General features: G+C 72.5%; 19 protein-coding genes. 12 read left to right on the plus strand and 7 right to left on the minus strand.

The annotated features are described in order from the left end of the window. Positions 1–46: 46 nt before the first annotated feature. The 4 genes from OHS70_RS27205 to OHS70_RS27220 are packed head-to-tail and all read left to right on the plus strand — an operon-like array spanning position 47 to position 6,144. The gene (locus OHS70_RS27205) at positions 47–2,083 is read left to right on the plus strand and encodes a hypothetical protein (RefSeq protein WP_328401499.1); all 2,037 of its coding nucleotides are present in this window, start codon (positions 47–49) and stop codon (positions 2,081–2,083) included. Between the two features lie 35 nt (positions 2,084–2,118). Further along, positions 2,119–3,639: a GT4 family glycosyltransferase PelF gene (gene pelF / locus OHS70_RS27210; protein ID WP_328401501.1), complete on the plus strand. Its 1,521-nt coding sequence runs from the start codon at positions 2,119–2,121 to the stop codon at positions 3,637–3,639. After that, the gene (locus tag OHS70_RS27215; protein WP_328401503.1) at positions 3,636–5,498 is read left to right on the plus strand and encodes a hypothetical protein; all 1,863 of its coding nucleotides are present in this window, start codon (positions 3,636–3,638) and stop codon (positions 5,496–5,498) included. Before pelF ends, OHS70_RS27215 begins: the two co-directional genes overlap by 4 nt. Before the next feature lie 19 nt (positions 5,499–5,517). After that, on the plus strand, positions 5,518–6,144 hold the full coding sequence (locus OHS70_RS27220) for a spherulation-specific family 4 protein (protein ID WP_328401505.1): 627 nt from the start codon (positions 5,518–5,520) through the stop codon (positions 6,142–6,144). A 7-nt stretch (positions 6,145–6,151) separates the two neighbouring features. Here OHS70_RS27220 and OHS70_RS27225 read toward each other — a convergent pair whose 3' ends face one another. Both OHS70_RS27225 and cobS read right to left on the minus strand, forming a co-directional pair. Further along, positions 6,152–7,354 (minus strand): hypothetical protein, encoded by a 1,203-nt coding sequence (locus tag OHS70_RS27225; RefSeq protein WP_328401507.1) that lies wholly within the window; start codon positions 7,352–7,354, stop codon positions 6,152–6,154. 56 nt (positions 7,355–7,410) lie between these two features. After that, positions 7,411–8,211: an adenosylcobinamide-GDP ribazoletransferase gene (cobS, locus tag OHS70_RS27230; RefSeq protein WP_328401508.1), complete on the minus strand. Its 801-nt coding sequence runs from the start codon at positions 8,209–8,211 to the stop codon at positions 7,411–7,413. A gap of 68 nt (positions 8,212–8,279) precedes the next feature. Between cobS and OHS70_RS27235 the strand changes: the two genes are divergently transcribed. Continuing rightward, positions 8,280–9,038, plus strand: a complete 759-nt coding sequence (locus OHS70_RS27235; protein ID WP_328401510.1) for a hypothetical protein — start codon at positions 8,280–8,282, stop codon at positions 9,036–9,038. Here the strand turns inward: OHS70_RS27235 and OHS70_RS27240 are convergent. The 3 genes from OHS70_RS27240 to OHS70_RS27250 all read right to left on the minus strand — a co-directional run bounded on the left by OHS70_RS27240 (position 8,987) and on the right by OHS70_RS27250 (position 12,289). Then, entirely contained in the window at positions 8,987–9,877 is an 891-nt protein-coding gene (locus OHS70_RS27240) for a hypothetical protein (RefSeq protein ID WP_443062663.1), read from the minus strand. The two genes, OHS70_RS27235 and OHS70_RS27240, sit on opposite strands and share 52 nt — an antisense overlap. A gap of 120 nt (positions 9,878–9,997) precedes the next feature. Next, positions 9,998–11,059 carry a nicotinate-nucleotide--dimethylbenzimidazole phosphoribosyltransferase gene (gene cobT, locus OHS70_RS27245; protein WP_328401512.1) on the minus strand — a complete coding sequence of 354 codons (1,062 nt, stop codon included), beginning with the start codon at positions 11,057–11,059 and terminating at the stop codon, positions 9,998–10,000. Between the two features lie 30 nt (positions 11,060–11,089). After that, positions 11,090–12,289 (minus strand): bifunctional adenosylcobinamide kinase/adenosylcobinamide-phosphate guanylyltransferase, encoded by a 1,200-nt coding sequence (locus OHS70_RS27250; RefSeq protein ID WP_328401514.1) that lies wholly within the window; start codon positions 12,287–12,289, stop codon positions 11,090–11,092. 92 nt (positions 12,290–12,381) lie between these two features. On the opposite strand from OHS70_RS27250, the gene OHS70_RS27255 reads away from it, so the two are divergent. The 3 genes from OHS70_RS27255 to OHS70_RS27265 all read left to right on the plus strand — a co-directional run bounded on the left by OHS70_RS27255 (position 12,382) and on the right by OHS70_RS27265 (position 15,392). After that, on the plus strand, positions 12,382–12,591 hold the full coding sequence (locus OHS70_RS27255) for a hypothetical protein (protein WP_328401516.1): 210 nt from the start codon (positions 12,382–12,384) through the stop codon (positions 12,589–12,591). Between the two features lie 261 nt (positions 12,592–12,852). Beyond that, entirely contained in the window at positions 12,853–13,308 is a 456-nt protein-coding gene (locus OHS70_RS27260; RefSeq protein ID WP_328401518.1) for a hypothetical protein, read from the plus strand. Then, complete coding sequence (locus tag OHS70_RS27265; RefSeq protein WP_328401520.1) at positions 13,305–15,392, plus strand: bifunctional polysaccharide deacetylase/glycosyltransferase family 2 protein; 2,088 nt, start codon at positions 13,305–13,307, stop codon at positions 15,390–15,392. Before OHS70_RS27260 ends, OHS70_RS27265 begins: the two co-directional genes overlap by 4 nt. A gap of 450 nt (positions 15,393–15,842) precedes the next feature. Here OHS70_RS27265 and OHS70_RS27270 read toward each other — a convergent pair whose 3' ends face one another. Both OHS70_RS27270 and OHS70_RS27275 read right to left on the minus strand, forming a co-directional pair. Further along, a complete protein-coding gene (locus tag OHS70_RS27270; protein ID WP_389262606.1) occupies positions 15,843–16,553 on the minus strand; it encodes a class I SAM-dependent methyltransferase in 711 nt (236 codons plus the stop codon). A gap of 140 nt (positions 16,554–16,693) precedes the next feature. After that, positions 16,694–17,290 carry a DUF3043 domain-containing protein gene (locus OHS70_RS27275; protein WP_328401524.1) on the minus strand — a complete coding sequence of 199 codons (597 nt, stop codon included), beginning with the start codon at positions 17,288–17,290 and terminating at the stop codon, positions 16,694–16,696. 284 nt (positions 17,291–17,574) lie between these two features. Here OHS70_RS27275 and OHS70_RS27280 point away from each other — a divergent pair, with 284 nt between their 5' ends. The 4 genes from OHS70_RS27280 to OHS70_RS27295 all read left to right on the plus strand — a co-directional run bounded on the left by OHS70_RS27280 (position 17,575) and on the right by OHS70_RS27295 (position 20,721). Continuing rightward, positions 17,575–18,372: a PspA/IM30 family protein gene (locus OHS70_RS27280; protein WP_328401526.1), complete on the plus strand. Its 798-nt coding sequence runs from the start codon at positions 17,575–17,577 to the stop codon at positions 18,370–18,372. Between the two features lie 19 nt (positions 18,373–18,391). After that, positions 18,392–18,670, plus strand: coding sequence for a PspA-associated protein PspAA (pspAA, locus tag OHS70_RS27285; RefSeq protein WP_328401528.1), 279 nt, complete (start codon positions 18,392–18,394; stop codon positions 18,668–18,670). A gap of 135 nt (positions 18,671–18,805) precedes the next feature. After that, positions 18,806–20,038, plus strand: a complete 1,233-nt coding sequence (locus tag OHS70_RS27290) for a sensor histidine kinase (RefSeq protein ID WP_443062664.1) — start codon at positions 18,806–18,808, stop codon at positions 20,036–20,038. Beyond that, positions 20,035–20,721, plus strand: a complete 687-nt coding sequence (locus OHS70_RS27295; protein ID WP_328401532.1) for a response regulator transcription factor — start codon at positions 20,035–20,037, stop codon at positions 20,719–20,721. The genes OHS70_RS27290 and OHS70_RS27295 overlap by 4 nt, the downstream gene beginning before the upstream one ends. Positions 20,722–20,870: the final 149 nt, after the last annotated feature.

Here is a 20,870-nt window from a genome sequence, read left to right on the forward strand (position 1 = left end):
AGGAGGAGTCCGAGGGGGGACATCGATGGAGCAGTACGGACGACGCATGCCCGCGATCACCGTGGCGAGAGCCACCGCGACAGCGCTCGCGGCCGCCACGCTGGCGGCCGCCGTCCCGGCGTCGGCGGCGGCCGCCCCGGCGCCGCGTGTCGATCTGACGGTGCTGGTCGTCGACGACGGCGGCGGCGCGGTCGACGCGATCGTCTCCGAACTTCAGAACACCGGCGTGCCGTACCGGACCGTGGATCTGACCGACCCGGACCGCCCGGTCGTGAACGCCGCGTTCCTCAGCGACACCGTGAGCGGCCGCCCGCGTGCCAAGTACCAGGGGGTGGTCGTCCCCGACGAGGACCCGTTCGGTGCGGACACGGCCGCCGGGGCCGCGGAGAACGCCGCGCTCTTCGCGTACGAGCGGACCTTCGCCATCCGGCAGGTGGACGCGTACACGTGGGCCCACCCCGGCGTCGGCCTGGAGTACACGGACAACGGCGGCTACGCGGGCGTACTGGACGGTGCCGGGAGCGCGGTGACCGCCGCCGGGCGCGGCGGCCCCTTCGGCTACCTCGACGGCCCTGTCGCCTTCGAGGACAACTCGCCGCTGATCACCGAGAGCTATGGCTATGCGGGCAGGCCGAGGGAAGGTTTCACCAGCTATCTGGACACCCCCGTCGGCGACGGCGGGGGGCGCGCCAGCCTGATCGGCGAGTACGGGCACGACGGCCGCCGCGAGCTGGTGGTGACCTTCGCGTACAACCGCCATCAGCGGCAGTTCCGGGTGCTGGCCCGCGGAATCGTCGAATGGCTCACCCAGGGCATCCACCTCGGCCAGAGCCGCCACTACTTCTCCGTGCACGTCGACGACGTCTTCGCGCCGGACGCGCGCTGGGACACCGAGCGCAACTGCACCCCCGGCGACATCGACTGCGTCGGCGGCGGCGAGGAGAGCGACCCGATCCGGATGACCGCCGCGGACGCCGAGTACGCGGCGGCCTGGCAGCGCTCGTCGGGACTCACCCTCGACATGGTGCACAACGCGGGCGCGGGCGAGGAGTGGAAGGCCGAGCACGGCGGCAGCGACCCGCTCACCGACCGCCTGCTGGCGGACCGGGCGCAGTACCGGTGGATCAACCACACGTACACGCACCCCTTCCTCGGCTGTGTCCAGGACGTGTCGGTCGTGCCCTGGAAGTGTGCCGCGGACGGGGCCGGCAACACCCGATGGACGAGCCGCTCCGAAATCTCCTCGCAGATCCGCGACAACCACGACTGGGCCGTGCGCAAGGGACTTCCGGTCGACCGCAGCGAGCTGGTCACGGGTGAGCACTCCGGCCTGAAGACCCTGCCGCAGCAGCCCCAGGACAACCCGAACCTCGCTGGCGCCCTCGCCGACAACGGCGTGAAGTGGATCGGGAGCGACAACTCCCGGGAGGCGCAGCAGCGTTCCGTCGGCTCGGCGCTGACCGTGCCGCGTCACCCCATGAACGTGTACTACAACACCGGAACGGCCGCGGAGATGGCCGACGAGTACAACTGGATCTACACCTCGGCGGCCGACGGGGGCAGCGGGATCTGCGAGACCAACCCCGCCTCCACCTGTCTGCCCGGACCTCTCGACACCGCCACCGGCTACGCGGACCACATCGTTCCGCAGGAGACGCGTATCGCGCTGGGCCACGTCGTGGCGGGCGACCCGCGCCCGCACTACGTCCACCAGTCCAACCTGGCCGAGGAGCGCATCCTCTACCCGGTGCTCGACAACGTGCTCGCCGACTACCGTGCCCTGTTCGCCGACAGCGCCCCGCTGGTCAACCCCCGTCAGCGGGACATCGGTACGGAACTCCAGCGGCGCGAAGCCTGGAACAAGGCGCTCGCCGACGGCAAGGTCACCGCGTACCGCATCGGCGACACCGTCACCGTCAAGGCGCCGTCGGGCGTCAGCGCCCCCGTCACCGCCCCCGAGGGCACCCGGAAGCAACTGCTCCTGAGCACGGCGGTCTTCGGCTCCGCCTACGCCGGGGCGAGGTCCGCCTGGACCACGCCCGAACTGCTCCAGTCGGCGATCACGCTCAAGCTCCCGGCCTGAGTGCCACCGACCGCTGTCCTGGGGGGACGACGACCATGCTGAGCCTTGGCCGCCATGTGACCATGCTCACCGAAGGAACCTATCCGCACGTCCACGGGGGTGTGTCCACCTGGTGCGACCAGCTCGTACGGGGCATGCCGGAGGTCGACTTCCAGGTCGTCGCCCTCACGGGCAGCGGCCGTGAGCCGGTCACCTGGGAGCTGCCGCCGAACGTGTACCGGCACCGGGCCGTCCCGCTGTGGGGGCCCGAGCCGGGTCGGCGGCGGCTCCCGTCCCGGGAGCGCCGGCGCTTCCTCGACGTGTACGAGCGATGGCTGCTCTCGATGCTCGACCCGGCAGCCGACTGCGACTTCGGCCAGGAGCTGTACGAACTCGCCGTTTACGCAAGGGCGGGGCTGCTGACCGGCGCTCTGCGCTCGGAATCCGCGGTGCGCTTGCTGATGTGGATATGGACCATGCCGCACCTGGACACCTCGGCGGCCCGGCCCACCGTGCACGACGCGCTGACGGCCACCGATCTGCTGGAGCATGCGCTGCGGCCGCTGGCCGTACGCATCCCGGACGACGCCGTCGCCCACGCCGTCAGCGCCGGGCTCGCCACCCTGCCCGCGCTGACCGCCCAGCACTTCGACGGGGTGCCGTTCCTGCTCACCGAGCACGGGATCTATCTGCGCGAGCGCTATCTCGGCTACCGGGTCCAGGCGCAGCGCGCTCCCGTGAAGACGCTGATGCTCAGCTTCTACCGGGAGCTCAACTCGCTCGGCTACCGCCAGGCCGACCTGATCACGCCGTGCAATCGGTACAACCGGAGGTGGGAGGAACGGGGCGGCGCTCCGGCGGAACGCATCCGCACCGTCTACAACGGCGTCGACCCGCACGCTTTCCCCGAGGCAGGACCCGAACCGGACGTACCGGCCATCGCCTGGGCCGGGCGGATCGACCCGATCAAGGACCTCCGGACGCTGATCCGGGCGTACGCCATGGTCCGCGCCGAACTGCCGGAGGTGCGGCTGCGGTTGTTCGGCGGGGTGCCGGCGGGCGGTGAGAAGTACCGCACCGGGCTGGAGAAACTCGCGGCCGATCTCGGGGTCGTGGACGGCATCGCCTGGGAGGGCCGGGTCAGCGATGTCGCCCGGGCGTACGCGGCGGGCAGCGTGGTCCTGCTCTCCAGCATCAGCGAAGGGTTCCCCTTCTCGCTGATCGAGGCGATGTCGTGCGGGCGGGCGACGGTGTCGACCGACGTCGGCGGGGTGCGGGAGGCGGTCGGCGACACCGGCCTGGTGGTGCCGCCGCGCGAGCCCGCGCTGATGGCCGAGGCCACGCTCGCGCTCCTGAGGGACGACGCGAGGCGGGCGGAGCTGGGCAGGCGGGCCCGGCAGCGGGTCATCGACCGGTTCACCCTGCGGCGGTCCGTGGACGGGTTCCGCCGGATCTACCTCGAACTCGCCGGATTCCCTCCGGACACGGAGGAGTTGACGGAGACGGAGGAGCCGGCGGACACGCAGGGCGCGGACCTCGGCCCGGTCCCGGCGGCGGTCACGGGGGCGCGCCGGTGAGCGGCCCGCTGTGGCAAGGCCCCGGACAGCACAGCCACACGCTGCCGTCACTGCCCCGGCCGCGCGGAGGGTCGGCCGCGGCCGACCCGATGGCCGAACTCTCCTGCCGGATGGAGGACGTGATCGCAGAGGCCGTTCACCCGGACGAGATCGCGGCGATCCTCGAGTCGGACGGTATGACGGACGATCACATCCGGTCGACGTACGGTCGCCAGGACTCCTTCACACTGGCGGAGGAGTTGTACGCGCGGGTCCCGCGCCGCCACGCGGAACCGCCCGGCCCGCCGGCGGACCCGTGGCGGGCAGGGCTGCTGGAGTGCCTGCTGCGGGGTCTGGTCTTCGCGCTGCCGGGTCTCGCCTATGTGCTGGGCGCTCCGCTGCTGCAGGGCGCCACTCTGGCCCCGCTGCTCGCGGGGGCGTTGACCGGCTGGGTGTGGAACCAGGCGCTGTCGCACCGCGCCTACTCCTGGCTGGCCCTCGGCGACCGCCCGGCGGCGGCCCTGTGCCTGCTGCGCGGCGCCCCGACGGGCGCGTTCCTCGGCGGTGCGGCAGCGGCACTGGCGGCCGAGGCCTCCACGGCCCCGGGCCGCTGGCCGGCGGCGGCGTTCGCCACGGCCCAGGCGCTGTACCTGGCGGCGGCGACGGCACTGCTGGTCCTGGACCGCGAGCGGGCGCTGTTGGGTGCACTGCTGCCCGTGGCGGCGGGGGCGACAGCGGTCCTGCTGCACGGCTTGCCGACGACGGTGCGTACATCGCTGCTGCTGGTGTCGCTGCTGGCGGCAACGGCACTGGCCACGCGGGCGCTGCACGCGTCGCAGCCGTCCCGCCGGCTCCCGGGCCGGCCCCGGACCGGCTGCGCCCCGCCGGCGCCACGCGCGGGCGCGGCCGGGAGCGGGCGGCCGAGGCTGTGCGGCGTCACCGGCGCGGTGGGTCCGCTGCCGCGCGCCCGGCGCCGTGGCGAGCCGGGTCCCGGGCGGGCGCGGCCGGGTGACGCCCGTCGGGCCGTCCGGTGGCGCCGTGCGGTCGGTGTCGACGCGGTGGGCGCTGCCGGGGTTCGCGCCGTGTCGGAGTCGAGGCGGTCCCGCCGCGGGGACAAGGGGCTCGTGTCGTCCGGGGCCGCGGACTCCGGTGGTGCGGCCGTCGGTGTCATGTGGCACGGGGGCCCGGCGCGGGTGCTGCTGAGTGCGGTCCGCCGGGCCGTCCGGTGGCCTCGTGCCCGGGGTCTCGGCGAAGGGCCGAGGGACCGCCGGGGCGGCGGACCGTCCGCCGGGCCGCGCCTCGCAGCCTCCGTGCCCTACGGCGTGTTCGGTCTCGGGGCCGGGCTCATCGTGCTCCACACCGCCCTCGGGGACGTGCTCGCCGGACGTGACGGCGCTGTCGTCGCCGCGCCGTCCGCCGTGGCGCTGACCCTGAGCACGGGGCCCGCCGAGTGGCTGCTGCTGCGTTTCCGGAGCGGGAGCCTGGCCGGGCTGCGGGCCAGCACCACCGCGCGCGACTTCAGGCGCATCGCCGCCGCCGTGCTCGCCGAGTGCCTCGCCCTGTATCTCGCCGTCCTGTTCGCCCTCGCCCTCGTGGGGACCCTGCTGTGGCCCGCGGCCCCCGCGCTCGGCGGCGTACGCCTTGCCACGCTGCTGCTCATCGGCACGGTGCTGTGGACCGGGCTGCTGCTCCAGTCGTTCGGAGCGGTCACGCCCGCCGCCGCGGTGTGCGGTGGCGCGGCGCTCGTCCAGAGCGCCGCCCTGATCACCGGCACCGGCGGCCCACGGACCGTCGGGCTCTGCGTCGCGGCCGTCGCCGCCGCGCTGCTGGCCGGGCTCGTCTGCGTACTGCTGGGCCGGGCCACCGCCCACCGCGTATGACACCACCCAGGAAACGCCCGTGAAGAGACTGCTGGTCCCGTATTACGAGCATCCCGCCGCCCGCCCCGACGCCTGGGACGCCGTCGTCGCGGCGGCGCCCCGGCTCTACGGCGTGATCCTCAATCCCGCGAGCGGCCCGGGCGCCGCCCCCGACCCTGCGTTCGCCGCCGTCGCCGGGCGTCTGCGCGCGGCCGGCGTCCGGGTGCTCGGCTACGCCGACACCGACTACGGCCGCCGCCCGCATTCCGCCGTCGTGGCCGACCTGCTGCGCCACCGCACGTGGTACGGCACCGACGGGGCGTTCCTCGACCAGGTCAGTTCCGGACCCGAGGCCCTGGACCACTACCGCCGTCTTCAGATCGCGGTCCGCGCGGTCGGCGCGGCCACACTCGTCCTGAACCACGGGGTCCACCCCGACCCGGCGTACGCGGAACTCGCCGACCTGCTGGTCACGTTCGAAGGCCCCTGGGACGCGTACCGCACATCCGGCGTGCCCTCCTGGACCGCCGCACATCCGCCGGAGCGGTTCTGCCATCTGGTGTACGCCGCCCCGCCGGACGCCCGCGCCGGTGCGGCGGTGCACTGCGTCGTTCCCGGGACGGGGGCGCATCCGTGGGGCACGCTCCCGCACGGGCTCCGGCGCTGAAGCGCCGTCAGCGGGACATGACGTAGCAGGTCGCCTTCGGCTCCTGGCCGACGCCCCATTCGCTCCTGGTCGGCCAGGTCAGCCAATAGGCCCCGGACTCCACCGACTCACGGGTCCAGGAGGACGGCGCCGAGTCGTGGGCACGCTCACAGGCGGCATGGGCCTGCCGCTCGGCGGCCTCCTCCCCCGGGTGGTCCGTTCCACCCAGCCCGGGGTGCGCGAAGACCCGGGCGTCGTGGGGCTGTTGGCAGCTCACCTGCACGACCATGGTCCCTTCCGGGTTCCGTATCCCGGTGCTGCCGTCCACGCACGCGCCGCGCGGGACGTCGGCGATCGGGCGTACGGTCTCCTTGGCGGCGAGCGTGGGCTCCGACGGCGCCGGTGCGGGCGCTTCGGAAGGCCCGTAACCGTTCATCGTCAGCACGGCGCGCAGCTCGTTCATCGAGGAGAGCGCGCTGTCCTCCTTGCGGAGCAAGGGTGTGAGGTCGGCCTCGGCGCGGGTGATCCGCCCCCGGGAGTCCGTCGTGAGATCCAGCGCGACGCGGTTCTCCGTGCTGGTGGGGGAGATCGAGCTGTTGAGTTCGGCTCTGATGTCCTGCGCGAACATGTCCAGCGCGTTGAAGGCCGAGACCTGCGCGCGGTAACGCCGGCCTCCGTCGGCGGCAGCCGACCACTTCACCTCCCCGGCACCGCTCACGATCTCCAGCAGCGTGCCGCCGAACGCCGCCTCGGAACCCCGCAGACCGTCGATCGAGCTGGTTTCCCAGGGGTCCGACTCGTCGTAGCGGAGCCAGTAGTCCGCCTTGCCGGGGCGTATGCGGACGGTGCCCGGATCGATCGCGACCCGGAGCGCGGATGCGGAGGTGTGGTCGGCCAGCGCGGTGCCGAGCAGCGCCTCCTTGGTGCTGCCGGGCAGACCGGCAGGAAGCTTCCAGGCCAGGGAGCCGGACGCCCGGGAGCCGGGGAAGTCCAGTCGGCCCTTGGACGTCAGCACGGTCCCACCGTGCCGGGAGGTGAACGTCAGCGTCTGTGTGAAGCTCGCACTGCGCGCCTTCTGCGTTGCCAGCAGCGCCTTGCGCGGCTGCCCCTGGACGGGCGCGTCGAACACGGGGTGTGCCGGCTTCCCGGCGGCTGCGCCGCCGCCCGAACAGGCGGTCAGCACCAGTGCCGCCGCGGCGGCGAGGAGCGGAATACGGTGGCGAATGATCACAAGCGTTCGACCCGCCGGAACCATGTACGGTTGCCCGCCCGGCGGTCACGGATCCGTTACGCCTGTCCCAGCACCAGCGCCACCAGTGTCACCGTCGCCGCCGTCTCGGCCAGCGCCCCGAAGACATCACCCGTCACCCCGCCGAAGCGCCGCACGCAGTGCCGCAGCAGAAGGTGTGCCGCCCCCAGCCCGGCAGCCACCGCCACCGCGTGGTGGAGCACCCCGTACGGCCGAAGCAGCGCTCCCGCGCCCGCGCAGGCAGCCCCGGTCAGGACCGCCGCGAGGAGGGCCATGCGTACGGGCACGACACCGGCGACCGCCGCGCCCAGGCCCTCGGGACGCGCCGGCGGGACGCCCGTACGGGAAGCGAGGGTGAGCGCCAGGCGTGCGGTGACCGCACCGACGGCGGCGCCGCTCGCCCCGAGCGCCCAGCTCTGCGCGTACAGCTCGTACAGCGCGGCGACCTGACCGAGCAGCACGAACACCAGCGTGATCACCCCGAAGGGGCCGATGTCCGACTGCTTCATGATCCGCAGCGCGTCCTCGGCGGGTCTGGCGCTGCCGAGGCCGTCCGCCGTGTCGGCGAGGCCGTCGAGATGGAGGCCTCTGGTGAGTGCGGCGGGCACCGCGGCGGTGGCGACCGCGGCGAGCAGCGGACCGGAGCCCAGCAGTGTGAGCACCCCTCCGAGCGCCGCCGCGAACAGGCCCACCACCAGGCCGGCGAGCGGCGCACAGAGCATGCCGGCGCGGGCCGCGTCCCGGTCCCAGCGGGTGACGCGGACCGGCAGCACGGTCAGGGTGCCGAACGCGAACCGTATACCGGCCACCGGGCCGCCGTTTGTCGTCCTGAAGGTCACCGCGCGCAGGGTAGCCGGTGCGCCGCGACGGTAGATTGCGCACAACGGACAAAACGGGAGCGCGTGGCATGGGTCACTGGTTTTACCGCAACATCGTGGAGCCGGGGAAGCTCCCCCTGCTGCTCGCGCTGGCCTCGTTCGTGCTCACCTTCCTGATCACCCGGACGATCACCCGGATGATCAGAGCCGGGAAGGGCCCTTTCCGGAACGTCAGCTCCGGCGGATTGCACATCCACCATGTCGTCCCGGGCGTGGTCCTCACCGTGGTCGGCGGCTTCGGGGCCGTGGCCACCAGCCAGCACAGCGGCATCGGCGCCAGTGTCTGCGCGGTGATCTTCGGCATCGGTGCCGGACTCCTGCTCGACGAGTTCGCGCTGATCCTTCATCTCGACGACGTGTACTGGAGCGAAGCCGGCCGCAAGAGCGTCGAGGTCGTGGTGCTCACCGTGGCCCTGCTGCTGCTCATGCTCGGCGGGTACGCACCGCTCGGCGTCAACGATCTGACGGCCGACGAGCGCGAGGACCGCCGGATCTTCCTGCTCACCCTCGGCCTCAACTTCTGCTTCGTCCTGATCGCGCTGTTCAAGGGCAAGCTGCGCATGGCGATCTTCGGCACCCTGGTGCCCATGGTGGCGCTCTTCGCTGCGATCCGCCTCGCCCGGCCCGGATCGCCCTGGTCGCGCCGCTTCTACCGGCGCAGACCCAAGGCCCGCGCACGATCCAGGCTGCGCTCGTACCGCCACGACCGCCGCTGGGACCGGCCGCGCCGCAAACTTCAGGACCTCATCGGCGGCAGGCCCGACCGGCGGTCGGCGCCGAGACCCTGACGCCGTTTCCACACCGCGTCGACCGCGCACGCCACCAGCACGGCCGCGATCGCCGCCAGATGCTCCTTGCCCGCCAGGTTCGGCTTGACGATCACCTCGACGATCATCGCCACGATCACCAGGGCCGCGGTGACCCAGCACTGATAGCGGTAGCAGACGAAGACCGCGAGTCCGACGACCGCCGCCGACGGGCCGGTGTCCACGATCTCGCCGTCCGACGCGGGCAGCCCGAACGGGCCGCCCGGGCCCACGGCGACGCCGATCCGGGCGTATGTCGTGCCGGCCAGGGTCGACAGGTAGGCGATCGCGAGCGTGCGCCGTGGGCCGATCGCGATCTCCGCGATGCCGAAGACCAGCAGTATCTGCACCAGCGCGCCCCATACCGGCAGATCCAGTGCGGGCACGAACAGCGAGAGGGGGGTACGCAGCAGCGTGAGCCACAGCGGGTCCCCGGCGCGGACGAAGCCGATGTCATGGACCAGCCGCAGCCCCCAGGACTGGTGCTGCAGGAGATGGAAGAGGGCCGTGAGGGCGATGCCGGTCAGCGTCAGCGGGATCGCCCGCCACCTCTTGGTGGCGAGTGCCGGCTGCACGGCGTCGTACAGCGGTCCCCACTCGCGGCGCGCGAAGGCGGAGGCAGTGTTCATCGTCCGCTCCGGGTCGTTCGGTACTTCGGTACGTGGAGGCGACGCGGTCCGGGAACCCGGCCTGCCGCCCGGCGTGAGAAGCCGGGCGGCGAGCGCCGCGGTCCCGGCGCGGGTCCCGCGCCGGGCGTCGAGCTCCCGTCCGAAGACCCGTGCGAGTGCCGGGAAGTTGAGCGGGACATGGGTGATCCACATCTCGTCGTCCGCTTCTCCTGCCGGGCGACCGGACCTTTCCTTTGAAACGCGATCATATGGAGCGTCGCGCGGCAGGCAGGCTCGCCGGGTGGCCGGGTCCCGCCCGGCCGCACCCGCGGGTCAGCCCCCGGTCTTCTCCGTGCGCTCGGGCAGCTCGGCGGCGAACGCCGCCGCGGCCTGGACGAGGGGAAGGGCGAGCAGTGCCCCGGTGCCCTCGCCCACGGTGATGCCATGGTCCAGCAGCGGGTTGAGCGCCATACGGTCCAGTGCCTTCGCCTGCGCCGGCTCACCGCTCAGCTGGCCGGCGAGCCACCAGTCCGGCGACCGGAACGCGGCCCGCTGGGCCACCAGCGCACACGCCGCCGAGACGACACCGTCCAGGATCACCGGCATACGGCGTGCCGAGGCCTGCAGCAGGAACCCGGTCGTCGCGGCGAGGTCCGCGCCGCCGACCGCCGCCAGCAGCTCCAACTGGTCGCCCAGCACCGGCCGGGCCCGCCGCAGCGCGTCGCGGATGGCAGCACACTTGCGCATCCACGCCAGATCGTCGATCGCCGTCCCTCCGCGACCGGTCACCACCGAGGCGTCCGTGCCGCACAGCGCGGCGATCAGGGTGGACGCGGGCGTGGTGCCGCCGACGCTCAGATCACCGAGCACGACCAGGTCGGTGCCGGAGTCGGCCTCCTCGTCGGCGATCGCCATCCCGAGGCGGACGGCCTCCTCCGCCTCCTCGAGGGTCAGCGCGTCCTCGATGTCGATACGGCCGCTGCCGCGCCGCACCCGGTGCCGTACGACGTCCTCGGGCAGCAGCTCCGGGTCGCAGTCCACACCGGCGTCCACGATCCGGATCGCCACGCCCGATCGGCGGGCCAGTACGGCGACGGGGCTCGCGCCGTCCAGCACGGCGCGTACCAGCTCGTGCGCGGTGCCGGACTCCCGGCCGGAGACGCCCAGTTCGGCGACCCCGTGATCGCCGGCGAACAGCACCACCCGCGGCTGTTCGACGGGCCGGACCGGAACGGCGGCCTGCGCGGCCGCGAGCCACTCGCCCAGCTCGTCGAGACGGCCCAGCGAACCGGGCGGAACGATCAGCCGTTCCCGGCGTTCTTCGGCGTCACGCCGGGTGCCGCTGTCGGGGCGCTCGATCAGATCGGAGAAGTCGTCGAGATTCAGCCTGCTCATTCGCCGAACAGTACCGGCACCGGTCCCGGCTCAGCCGCGCAGGACGAGTGCCTGGCCCGCCACCACCAGCAGCACCTGCTCGCACTCGTCGGCGAAGGCGGCGTTCAGACGGCCCAGTTCGTCCCGGAAGCGGCGCCCCGAGGCGCTGGCGGGGACGACGCCGGAGCCGACCTCGTTCGTCACGGCGACGACCGTGCGGGAGGTCGCCCGGACCGCCGCCACCAGCTCTGTCACCCGGGCGCGCAGCTCCGTCTCGCCCCCTGCCGCCCAGTGCCCGTCGTCCCAGGCACCCGCCTTGTCCATCGCTTCGGTGAGCCACAGCGACAGACAGTCGATCAGCAGCGGCGGCCCGTCGGCGGTGAGCAGCGGGAGGAGGTCGCAGGTCTCGACGGTCCGCCAGGAACCGGGCCGGCGTTCGCGGTGTGCGGACACCCGGGCCGCCCACTCCGCATCGCCGTCCCGGGCGCCGCCCGTCGCCACGTACACGACGTCGGGGAAGGTCTGCAGCCGCTGCTCGGCCTCCAGCGACTTGCCCGACCGCGCCCCTCCCGTCACCAGCGTGCGGCGCGGCACGTCCGGCACCGCCTCGTACTCGCCCACGATCAGCGTCGTCCCGTCCGGCACGGCCCGGGCGCCCGCCGCCGCGAGCCGCCGGTCCAGCTCGGGGCCGCCGGGCACATCGTGGTCGATGTGGACGGCGATCACATCGGTCGTGGCACCGATCGCGCCCGAGGCGCGCAGGCGGGCGACGGCATCGGGGCGTCCGATCACATCGCCGACGACCATGTCGTACGCGGCGAGCCCCTCGGCCAGTCCGGCCGGCGCGGCGCCGGGCGGCAGGTAGAGGAGCCGCTCGCCTTCGGGTGATGTCACCTCGTACCCCGTGCCCGGGTGATCCATCGGCATGGCCCGCACCCGGTGACCGCTGATCAGCGTCAACTCCCGTCCGTCCGGCACCCGCCCGGCCGCCGGCAGCCCGGCGGGCACATCCACGGCCGGTCCGTCGTGCGGATGCGTCAGCAGCACCTGCCGTACGCCGACGAGCGAATGCCCGGCCCGCGCGGCGGCCAGAGCGGCCCCCGGGGTCAGATCGAGCAGCAGCGCACTGTCCACGAGCAGCGCGGTGGCGGCCCGCGCCGATGACCCGCGTGCGGTGGCGCACACGGCGCAGGGGCAGTCGGGCCGGGGGAGTCCGGCTGGCGTGCCGGTGCCGAGCAGAGTCAGTTCCACACCTCTGATCCTCCCGCGTCCCCCTCGCGCGTGCGCGCCCGGCTACGCTGCGGGCAGCAAACCGATCAGCTGGCGGGACGTGGGAGGCGCACATGGCATGGACGTGGCGGTTCGAGGAGTCCGACGGTACGGAGGTCCAGCCGGCGGTGGAGCCCGAGGAGTTCACGACCCAGGGCGACGCCGAGTCCTGGATCGGTGAGCACTGGAAGGAACTTCTCGAGGGCGGCGCGGACCAGGTGGTGCTGTCGGAGGACGCCACGAAGATCTACGGCCCGATGAGCCTGGACGCGAGCGAGGCGTAGGACGGGCCTCGGGGCGCCGGGGGTACGCGACCCCCGGGCCCCTCGGGCGTCGCGCTTGCGCACGCAGGCTGGGGCGCAGCCGGCGAGGGCCCGGATCCGGGACTTCGGCCGGCCCGAGCCTTTGTGCCGGACCGTGTGCGGGCGAGTGGGCCGCGGCAGTGTACGTGGAGACCCCGGCCGCCGTCTTTCACGGCACAGAAGAATGTCGGATTTCACACCCGGCTTCGAAACGGAGCCCTTCAGTCCCTAGAATCCGCGGCTGTGACCCGACAGAAGAACGCGGTATTCGTCGATGCCTCGGGGCGTCGGCGCCGCCTCATGAGGTATGTGTCCATTGTCGTAGGTGCCGCGTGCGTCTGTTTTGTCGTCATAGTTCTGGCCGGGCTCTTCGGTGCCGGGCCGAGCGGCGGGCCGCTGCCGTGGAGCCAGAGCCGACAGGATCCGGCCACGCCCACCGCCGAACCAACGCCTTCCACGGCCGAGTCCGGGGAAGCCGCCGACGAAGAAGCCGGTGCGGAACCGGTCTCCGACGCGGCCTCCTCCTCGGCCTCCGCCACCGAGAGCGCCGACGCATCGCAAAGCCCCAGCGCCGACGCAACCGGTCCCGGAGCCGCGCCGGCGCCGCCTGAGTCCGCCCCGACATCGAGCGCTCCTCCCGGAAATTCCGGCAACGCCCCCCGGCGCAGTCCTGCCGCGGACGGCAAGGGGCCGAAGTGACCCGGCACGCCCTGCGCCGGGATCCCCGTGCCCACTGGGTGCTCCTGAGCCTCACCCTGGCCGTCGTCGCCACCGCGCTGCTCTTCAGCGGTTACGGGCGGCACGAGATAGCCGCGACCGCCGCGCCGACCGCCCGGTGCCCGGCGGAGCCGGAGGTGCCGTTCGCGAACGGGCCCGTCATGCGTCAGGACCCGAAGACCGGCGGAGTCCGCGCAGCCCGGATGCCCGCAAGCACCGTCGCCCTCACTTACGACGGAGGCCCCGACCCGGCCTGGACCCCACGTCTGCTCGATTTGCTGAAGCAGCACCGGGCCAAGGCCACCTTCTTCCTCACCGGCACCCGCGCCGCCGCCCACCCCGACCTCGTACGCCGGATCAAGGAGGGAGGCCACGAGATCGGTTCGCACACCTATACGGACGCGAGCCTCGCCGATCTGTCCGGGCCCCGCGTCCGGCTGGAGCTCGCCCTCACCCAGAACGTCCTCGCCGGTACCGCGGGCATCGGCACCCATCTGCTGCGCCTTCCGCATACCGAGGGTGCCGCATCGCTCTGCGACGACATGGGCGAGGCCGCCCGGCGCGCCATCGGCGACGGCTATGTCGTCGTCGTTGCCGACGAGCCCGCCCGGACCCCCGACCAGGGCGCCGTGCGCCAGTTCACCGGCTCGGCGGCCGCCGTTGCCGAGACCGGGCGGCTGCTGAGCGCCGACCGCGGCGACCAGGTCACATTCACGACCGTCGGCGCCGGTCTCGGTCTCCCGGGCACGATGTACGACGTCGGCACGGCCGCCGAGTGGAAGGGCGCCGCGGTAGTCCGCGCACAGCAGGCGTCCCGCGCCTTCGCCGACGGAATGACCTGGTTCCTGCTCGCGGCCGGCGCCATCACCGCGGCGCGGCTGCTGATGCTGCTGACCGTCGCCCGTGTCCATGTGAAACGGGTCCGGGGCAATCGCTCCCGGCGCCGCGGCGCCCTGCGCGTTCCGCCGCTGACCGACCCGGTTTCGGTGATCGTCCCCGCGTACAACGAGGAAGCGGGCATCGAGGCGACGGTGCGGTCGCTGCTCGCCTCCACCCACGAGGCCGTGCAGATCATCGTCGTCGACGACGGCTCCACCGACCGGACCTTCGAGATCGCCGAGGCGATCGGCGACCGCCGGGTCATGGTGGTGCGTCAGCCCAACTCCGGGAAGGCCGCTGCTCTCAACACCGGTCTCGCCTGGGCCCACTTCGACATTGTCGTCATGATCGACGGCGACACGGTCTTCGAGCCCGACGCGATCTTCCGTCTGATCCAGCCGCTTGCCGACCCGCGTGTCGGTGCGGTCAGCGGAAACACCAAGGTCGGCAACCGGCAGGGTGTCCTCGGCCGCTGGCAGCACCTCGAATACGTCATCGGTTTCAACCTCGACCGCCGCATGTTCGACGTCATGGAGTGCATGCCCACCGTGCCCGGCGCGATCGGAGCGTTCCGCCGGGATGCCGTGGTCGGTGTCGGAGGCGTCAGCGAGGACACCCTCGCCGAGGACACCGACCTCACCATGGCCCTGTGCCGGGCCGGCTGGCGGGTGGTCTACCAGGAGTCGGCGATCGCCTGGACCGAGGCCCCTTCGACCGTGCGCCAACTGTGGAAGCAGCGCTACCGCTGGTGTTACGGCACGCTGCAGTCGATGTGGAAGCACCGCGGCGCGCTGGTGGAGAGGGGAGCCGGAGGCAAGCTCGGCCGCCGCGGGCTCACCTATCTGCTGCTGTTCCAGACGGTCCTGCCGTTGTTGGCCCCGCTCGTCGACGTCTTCGCCCTGTACGGGTTGCTGTTCCAGGGCGCGGGTCAGGCGGCAGCGGTCTGGCTGGCCTTCACCGCGGTCCAGATTTTCAGCGCGGTGTACGCGCTGCGCCTGGACCGCGAGAAGTTCGAGCCCCTGTGGACCCTGCCGCTCCAGATCTTCGTCTATCGGCAGCTGATGTACCTGGTGGTCGTCCAGTCGGTGGTCACGGCACTGATGGGCAACCGTCTGCGGTGGCAGCGAATGCAGCGCACCGGCTCGGCCACGGACGTGCTGGAGGACCGTCGCGCGATGAGTGCCTGACTCGCCGGCAGTCATGTGCGGCACATGATGCGCGGGTCCGAAACCGCCGCTCCCTCACTCGGGTCGGGGCATGGTCCCGGCCCTCACAGGTCCGCTCCCGCGCCCGGTCAGGCTGGCCCCGGTGCCGTTGCCGGGAACTGACGCGTAACGATCCGGTCGGCGCCACCGCCGACAGCCGGTGCGCGACCACCGGCATTGTCACGTCCCTGGCAACCTCAGCGGCCGCCGCAGCAGCCGCTTGCTCGCGGCACCGATCAGGGCCGGGACTGCTCCGAGGCGCCACGACCTGGCGGTGCGGGCGGACGTGTACGTACAGGGCTCGCGCGCCAGGTCTCACGGGCGGAACACTTCTGTGTCCCGGCGGCCTGCGCCCGCCTGTCGTCCCGATACTCACGCCACCGAGGACGTGCGAAACCCCCGGCCGCCTGTGCCGGGGGTTTCGTGTTCGTGTCAGCTGCGGCGCACTCCGCACAGGTGCAGCAGCGCCGCCACCCCGCGGTACGGATCCGTGCGCCCCGCCCGGTCCTCCGCCGTCAGCAGCCGGTCCAGCTCGTCGGCGGCGGGCAGCTCGACCTCGTTGCCCACGTTGTCCGTGAAGACCCGGACTCCGTACCAGGCGTGCAGCGGCGCGGCGATCCCCGCCAGCGTCGCGGTCAGCGCCTCCAGCCGGTCCGCGCGTACGGTCAGGCCGAGCCGGTTGGTGTACGCGGTCGTGTCGAAGGCGGTCAGCGCCCCCTGCCAGTCGCCGGCCAGGCCCGGCCGCATGGCCAGCGCATCCGCGTTCCGTACGAGCAGGGACAGCAGACCACCCGGCGCCAGCATCCTGGCCAGTCCCGCGAGCATCGCGTCCGGATCCTCGACGTACATCAGCACGCCGTGGCACAGCACCACGTCGAAGCTTCCGGGCAGGAAGTGCACACCGGTTTCCAGGCCGTCGCCCTCGACCAGCCGCACCCGCTCGCGGATCCCGGCCGGTTCGCCCGCGAGCGCGTCACGGGCGGCCTCCAGCATCGTGGGGTCGGACTCCAGACCGGTCACGGTGTGCCCGCCGCGTGCCAGCCTCAGTGCCTGGGTGCCCTGACCCATGCCCACGTCCAGCACCCGCAGGCGCCGGCCGACCGGGTAGCGGGAGGTGATCTGGTCGTCGAGCTGACGGGCCACGAGCTCCTGACGGACCGTGTTGCGCAGCCCGCCCACCCCGGCGAGCCACGCGCCGGAGCCCCCGCTGAAGCGGGAGCGCGGTGCGGGCAGCGAGCCCGCTGAGCCCCCGGGGTCCGGCGCGGTCTGCGAGGCGTGTCCGGTCAGGGCCGCTCTCCGCGCTTGACCTGCGGCTTGGGCAGACGCAGCCGGCGCATCTGGAGCGTACGCATCAGACCGTAGGCGACGGCACCGCGCTTGGGCTCGTCCGGGAAGCGCTCCTTGAGCTGCTTCTTGAGCCGGATCACCAGACCGATCGAGTCGATGACGATCAGCACGATGACACCCAGCCAGAGCAGCAGCGCGATGTTCTGCAGCTGGGCGACCCGGACCATGCTCAGGACCAGGATCACCACCGCGAGCGGCAGGAAGAACTCGGCGACGCAGAAGCGGGAGTCGACGAAGTCGCGCACGAAGCGACGCACCGGGCCCTTGTCACGGGCCGGCAGGTAGCGCTCGTCGCCACCCGCGAGGGCCTCGCGCTGACGGGCCAGGTCGGAGCGGCGTGCTTCACGCTGTCGCTTCATCGCCTCCTTGCGGTCCGCCGGCGCGCTGGACGCGCGGCGGCGCTGATTCTGCGCCTCGGCACGCTTGGGCGTGGGGCGGCCCTTGGGGGCCTCGGGGTCGCGGGGCTGCTTGGAGAGGTCCGCCGTCACCTTGTCGGTGGGGGCCTTCTCTTCCTTGGAACGGCTACGGAACACAAAGCCCAAGGGTACGGGGTGCGGAGCATGGACCACAGCCCCGTGGGGAACGATCCCGCAACGGCGTGCGTCCGTAGGGGACAGAAGCTGAACAGAGCGGACGCTGTGTGACGGATCCCTGACGGCCACCTACTCCTTGCGCCGGATCGGAACCGGTACGCAGTCGTCCTTGGGGATGACCGCATCCGTGCCCGAACAGTGCGGTAATGGATGCAGGGCCCGTACTGTGGGTTCTGTTGGAGTGCTGCTGAAGCTGCATAGTCAGAAGGGGGCGCGCGAAGCCCATGAGCGGTGTCATGAAGCGTATGGGGATGATCTTCCGCGCGAAGGCGAACAAAGCCCTTGACCGGGCCGAGGACCCGCGCGAGACCCTCGATTACTCGTACCAGAAGCAGCTCGAGCTGCTGCAGAAGGTGCGCCGTGGAGTCGCCGACGTGGCGACCTCCCGCAAGCGGCTCGAGCTGCAGCTGAACCAGCTGCAGGGACAGTCGTCCAAGCTCGAGGACCAGGGCCGCAAGGCGCTGGCGCTCGGCCGTGAAGACCTGGCGCGCGAAGCGCTCTCCCGCCGGGCCGCGCTCCAGCAGCAGGTCACCGATCTGGAGACGCAGCACCAGACCCTGCAGGGCGAGGAGGAGAAGCTGACCCTCGCGGCGCAGCGGCTGCAGGCCAAGGTCGACGCCTTCCGCACGAAGAAGGAGACGATCAAGGCCACCTACACCGCGGCGCAGGCACAGACCCGGATCGGCGAGGCGTTCTCCGGCATCTCCGAGGAGATGGGCGACGTCGGGCTGGCGATCCAGCGGGCCGAGGACAAGACCGCCCAGCTGCAGGCCAGGGCCGGTGCCATCGACGAGCTGCTCGCCTCCGGCGCCCTGGACGACCCGTCCGGGATGGCGAAGGACGACATCGCGGCCGAGCTGGACCGGATCTCCGGCGGCACGGACGTCGAGTTGGAGCTCCAGCGGATGAAGGCGGAACTCGCGGGCGGCTCGAGCTCCCAGCAGGCCATCGAGGGCGGCAGCGGCGGAAGCCAGAACACCGCGCAGCAGCCCAGCAACCCGCCCAAGTTCGACAAGCAGTGACCGACAGTAGGGACTCGTCATGATCGTGCGGATCATGGGGGAGGGCCAGGTGGAGCTGGACGACAGCCACTTCACCGAACTGAACAAGCTCGACGACCTACTGCTCAAGGAGATGGAGAGCGGCGACGGTCCCGGCTTCCGCCGGACGCTGCAGTCGCTGCTCGACAAGGTCCGTGAGCTCGGCGAGCCCCTGCCCGACGATTCCCTGGAACCGTCCGAACTGATCCTCCCTTCTGCGGACGCGACGCTCGAGGAGGTCCGCGAACTCCTCGGCGACGACGGTCTGATCCCCGGCTGATCCCGGGCCGGCCGTCCACTCCGACACCGCCGCGTGCCCCGCCCTCCGAACTGAGGGGGCGGGGCACGCGGCGCTTCGGGGCCGAAGTCCTGCGGCTGTCACGACGTACCCGCCTGCGAGCGGCACGCCGTAACGTTGCCCGACGTGACCTCACTCGCCGACCGGTTCGACCGCACCAAGCGCTGGCTCCGCGCGCATCCGCTCGCGTTCGACGCCGGGCTGGCCGTGGCCGTACTGATCTGCATGGTCGCCGGCTCCTTCGCCGATCCGGGCGGGCCGCACGGGCCCACCTTCGGGACCCGTACCCCCGAGGTGCGCAGCGCTCTGCTGATGCTGGTCGCCGCCGGCGCGCTCGTCTTCCGGCGGCGCGACCCGATGGCCGTGCTCATGGTCACCGGCGCGGTCTCGGTGGTCGAGCTGGTGGCCGGTGATCCCGCGGCACCTGTCGCGATGAGCGCGGTGATCGCGCTGTACACCGTCGCCTCCCGCACCGACCGGCCCACCACCTGGCGGGTCGGCCTGCTGACCATGGGCGGGCTGACCGGCGCCGCGATGTTCTACGGGTCGGCGCCCTGGTACTCCCAGGAGAACCTGGGCGTCTTCGCGTGGACGGGCATGGCGGCCGCCGCCGGTGACGCCGTGCGCAGCCGGCGCGCCTTCGTCGACGCCATACGCGAGCGGGCCGAGCGGGCCGAGCGCACCCGCGAGGAGGAGGCCCGGCGCCGGGTCGCCGAGGAGCGGCTGCGGATCGCCCGCGACCTCCATGACGTGGTCGCCCACCACATCGCCCTGGTCAATGTGCAGGCAGGCGTCGCCGCCCATGTCATGGACAAGCGGCCCGACCAGGCCAAGGAGGCTCTGGCGCATGTCCGGGAGGCGAGCCGGTCGGCGTTGAACGAACTGCGTGCGACGGTGGGTCTGCTGCGTCAGTCCGGCGACCCCGAGGCCCCGACCGAGCCCGCCCCCGGCCTCGCCGTCCTCGACGAGCTGGTGACCACCTTCCGGCAGGCCGGTCTGCCGGTCGACGTCGCGCGAGCCGACGACGGCGTCACCCCGGCCGCGGCCGTCGACCTCGCCGCGTACCGGATCATCCAGGAGGCGCTGACCAATGTGCAGAAACACGCGGGCCCGGACGCCAAGGCGGAGGTGAGCGTGGTGCGGGTGGGCGCGAGCCTGGAGATCACCGTGCTGGACAACGGCGCCGGGCCCGGGAGCCCCGAGGCGCCCGGCGGCGGCCACGGACTGCTGGGCATGCGTGAGAGGGTCACCGCGCTCGGCGGCAGGGTGAACGCCGGGCCCCGGTACGGGGGCGGCTGGCGCGTCCAGGCGATACTGCCGATCAAGACCCGTACGGGGGAGGACGCATGACGATCCGGGTGCTGCTCGCCGACGACCAGGCACTGCTGCGCAGCGCGTTCAAGATCCTGGTGGACTCCGAGCCCGACATGGAGGTCGTCGCCGAGGCCGCCGACGGTGCCGAGGCCGTCGCCCTGGCCCGCTCGGCCAGGGCCGATGTCGTCCTGATGGACATCCGGATGCCCGGTACGGACGGCCTTGCCGCCACCCGGATGATCAGCACGGACCCGGAGCTGACCGGGGTGCACGTGGTCATGCTCACCACCTTCGAGGTGGACGAGTACGTCGTGCAGTCGCTGCGCGCGGGGGCCTCCGGTTTCCTCGGCAAGGGCGCGGAGCCCGAGGAGCTCCTGAGCGCCATCCGGATCGCGGCGGCGGGCGAGGCGCTGCTGTCCCCGGCGGCGACCAAGGGCCTGATCGCCAGATTCCTCGCGCAGGGCGGGAGTTCGGACGACGCTCCGGAGCCGGGAGCGTACGCGGAGCGGCTGGACGCGCTCACCGGCCGGGAGCGCGAGGTGCTGGTACTGGTCGCCGGCGGCCACTCCAACGACGAGATCGCCGACCGCCTCGAGGTCAGCCCGCTCACCGTCAAGACCCATGTGAACCGGGCCATGGGCAAGCTCGGCGCCCGCGACCGGGCCCAGCTGGTGGTGACGGCGTACGAGTCGGGCCTGGTACGTCCAAGGGTGGACTGAGTCGTTCCGGATGTACTCCAGCTGCGGTATGCGCGCGACGAGGAACGGGACCTGGGGCCTACGGATCGGCCTTCCGGGATGCCCGAAGGTATAGGCGGGCACCTGCCCGTGCCCGCCCCCTTCCGCTTCCGCGAACGCCACAGAAGAGA

The sequence above is a fragment of the Streptomyces sp. NBC_00390 genome (assembly GCF_036057275.1).
Lineage (GTDB): Bacteria > Actinomycetota > Actinomycetes > Streptomycetales > Streptomycetaceae > Streptomyces.

Bases quoted from the DNA above. Each gene is read 5' to 3' on its own strand.
- OHS70_RS27295 (WP_328401532.1), top strand. From the start codon at position 20,035: ATGACGATCCGGGTGCTGCTCGCCGACGACCAGGCACTGCTGCGCAGC.
- OHS70_RS27240 (WP_443062663.1), bottom strand. From the start codon at position 9,877: ATGTGGATCACCCATGTCCCGCTCAACTTCCCGGCACTCGCACGGGTC.
- cobT (WP_328401512.1), bottom strand. From the start codon at position 11,059: ATGAGCAGGCTGAATCTCGACGACTTCTCCGATCTGATCGAGCGCCCC.
- OHS70_RS27205 (WP_328401499.1), top strand. From the start codon at position 47: ATGCCCGCGATCACCGTGGCGAGAGCCACCGCGACAGCGCTCGCGGCC.
- OHS70_RS27280 (WP_328401526.1), top strand. From the start codon at position 17,575: ATGAGCGGTGTCATGAAGCGTATGGGGATGATCTTCCGCGCGAAGGCG.
- pelF (WP_328401501.1), top strand. From the start codon at position 2,119: ATGCTGAGCCTTGGCCGCCATGTGACCATGCTCACCGAAGGAACCTAT.
- pspAA (WP_328401528.1), top strand. From the start codon at position 18,392: ATGATCGTGCGGATCATGGGGGAGGGCCAGGTGGAGCTGGACGACAGC.
- OHS70_RS27235 (WP_328401510.1), top strand. From the start codon at position 8,280: ATGGGTCACTGGTTTTACCGCAACATCGTGGAGCCGGGGAAGCTCCCC.
- OHS70_RS27255 (WP_328401516.1), top strand. From the start codon at position 12,382: ATGGCATGGACGTGGCGGTTCGAGGAGTCCGACGGTACGGAGGTCCAG.